This window comes from Novosphingobium sp. 11B, from assembly GCF_054589055.1.
Map to the genome: position 1 here is coordinate 8,919 of NZ_BAAILP010000254.1, position 1,399 is coordinate 10,317.

Consider the following 1,399-nt stretch of genomic DNA (forward strand, 5'->3'; position numbering starts at 1 on the left):
GGGAGGATAAAGGCGCATTTCGTCTCTTCCCGCCTGACTCCGGCTGTCCTAACACGACGCCGTGAAGCCCGCCCACCGCATTCTCCTGACCGTCGCCGCGCTCGGCTCCGTCGCGTTTGCCACGCAGGCGCTGACGCAGCAGGGCGGGCTTGCGGTGCTCGACCCGGCGGTCGATGCGCGGCAGGCGCAGGCGGACATGATCGCCGCCCGGCGCGAAGGTGCAGCGGCTCGCAAGCGGGCGGAAAAGCTGGAGGCACGTGCCCGCGAAGTCACCGAGCAGGCCGAAACCACTGCGCGTGAGGCCGCCGCTATCGCCGCGCGGATTCAGGAAACCGATGCGCAGATCGCCGTGCAGCGCGCGCAGATCCGGCTGATCGCTTCGCAGCGGCAGGGCCTGAGGGCGCAGTTGGCGCAGAAGCAGGGGCCTCTGGCGCGACTCACCGGGTCATTGCAGCGGCTGTCGCGGCGGCCTCCGTTGCTGGCCCTGCTGCGGCCGGGATCGGTGCGCGATGCGGTTTACATGCGGGCATTACTCGACACGATGCTGCCCGAGGTGGAGGCGCGCACGGCGGGCCTGCGGATAGCGATCGAGCGTGGGCGCGCGCTGGAGCAGCAGGCCAAGGCCGCTGCGGCCGGGCTCTCGCAGGCGCAGGCACAGATGCGCGAGCGACGCGGGCAACTCGCCGCCATCGAATCGCGCCAGCGGCTGGCCGGGCGCGAGGCCAGCGGCATTGCCGCGCGGGAAAGCGACCGGGCATTGGCGCTGGCGGAGAAGGCGCGCGATCTGGGCGATCTGGTGGTGCAGGTCGGTCGGCAAGGGGAACTGCGGGCGAGCCTCGCGGCGCTGCCGGGGCCGATCATGCGGCCCGCCCGGCCGGAGGATGCGCAAGTCATCGGCGCCGGGCAGTTCACGCCGCTGCCCGAGGGATTGTCCAGCTACATGCTGCCGGTGACCGGGCGACTGGTGACCGGATTCGGCGAGGATGCGCCGGGGCAGGCGCGCTCCAACGGGCTGGTCATGGCCCCGCGCGCGCATGCGCAGGCGGTCTCTCCGGCGCCGGGGCGAGTGGCTTTCGCCGGGCCGTATCGCGGCTTCCAGAGCATCGTCATCATCGAGAACGACGGCGGCTGGACCTCGCTTGTCACGGGCCTGGCGCGGCTGGACGTGGCAGTGGGTGCGCAAGTGGTCGCCGGGTCTCCCATCGGCGTGACCGGGCCGGGCGATCCGCGCGTGATGGTCGAGCTGCGGCAGGGCGGAGCGCCGGTCAATCCGCTGCAGTATATCCGGGCATTGTAAGGCGTCGTCCCGCATCAGGGCTGATCGTAGCCTTGTGCGCGGGAGGATTCGTCATTGCGAGCGAAGCGAAGCAATCCAGGGCGACGCGAGATTGCCCTGGAT

General features: G+C 71.1%; 1 protein-coding gene. It reads left to right on the forward strand.

The genetic code is table 11. From position 1 onward, the window contains the following. Nucleotides 1-61: 61 nt before the first annotated feature. Nucleotides 62-1,297 carry a murein hydrolase activator EnvC family protein gene (locus ACYPYD_RS22705; RefSeq protein WP_459665680.1) on the forward strand — a complete coding sequence of 412 codons (1,236 nt, stop codon included), beginning with the start codon at nt 62-64 and terminating at the stop codon, nt 1,295-1,297. The last annotated feature ends 102 nt before the right edge of the window (nt 1,298-1,399 follow it).